1 protein-coding gene is annotated in these 1,034 nt (G+C 65.3%); it reads left to right on the forward strand.

Annotated features, from left to right (window positions below):
- A partial coding sequence (locus ACSHZY_RS18870) for a hypothetical protein (RefSeq protein ID WP_435171764.1) occupies window positions 1-1,034 on the forward strand: 1,034 nt, incomplete at both ends.

The raw sequence follows: 1,034 nt of genomic DNA on the forward strand, positions 1-1,034 counted from the left end.
GCCGCTTTCCCGGAGGGGCCGGAGCGGGTGCACGCGCTGATCGCGTTCCAGATGATGCTGGGGCTTTTCTCCATCGCGATCGGCGCGACGGGTATGGCGCACAAGGTGGTCGCGGCCATCCCGCAGGCGATCAAGTCGGGCATCATCATCGGCGCGGGCATTGCCGCGATCATCTCGGTCTTCCAGATCGGCGGACGGTTCGACACCTTCCCCTTCACGATCAGCATCGCGGTGGGCGTCGCGTTCTACGTCATCTTCTCGCGCCACTTCGCCCGCCTGAAGGAACGGGGCGGGGTGTTCGGCACCATCGGCAAGCTGGGTATCTTCCCGATCATCGCCTTGGCGATCATCGTCGCACCGCTGTTCGGGGAAGCACCCTGGCCAAGCCTTGAATGGGGATTCTCGTCCCCCGACTTCACGACGCTGTGGCGGGAATACACGGTGTTCGGCCTTGGCCTGCCGCCACTGTCGATGTTCATCACCGCGATTCCGACGGTTCTGGCTGCCTATATCGTGGTGTTCGGTGACGTGCTTCAGGCCCGCGCGATCCTTGACGAGGCCGATGCCAAGCGCGAGGACGAGAAGATCGACTACAGCCCCGACCGCGCGCACCTGATCTTTGGCGGACGCAATGCGATCATGTCGATCCTCGGGCCGGACACCACGATGTGCGGGCCGCTCTGGGCCGCGATGCATGTCGTGATCGTGGAACGGTTCACCCAAGGCAAGAAGGCCATGAGGTCGATCTTCGGCGGTGCGGGATCGTTCCGCTGGGGCACGAACACCGGCCTGCTGCTGATGCCGATCGTGACACTGGTGCAGCCGATCCTTGGCGTGGCACTGGCGCTGACGCTGCTGATCCAAGGCTATGTCTCCGTCCGGATCGGCGTGATGGAGGCGCGGTCGCAGCGCGATCTCGGCATCGCCGGCGTCGTGGGGGCGGTGCTTGCGACGCGCGGGGCGGCATGGGCCTTTGCGGTGGGTGTCGTGCTGTGCCTGCTGATCTACGGCCGCGACTTCTTCCGCGGCGAGAC

The sequence above is a fragment of the Falsirhodobacter sp. 1013 genome, from assembly GCF_051195255.1.
GTDB lineage: Bacteria > Pseudomonadota > Alphaproteobacteria > Rhodobacterales > Rhodobacteraceae > Falsirhodobacter.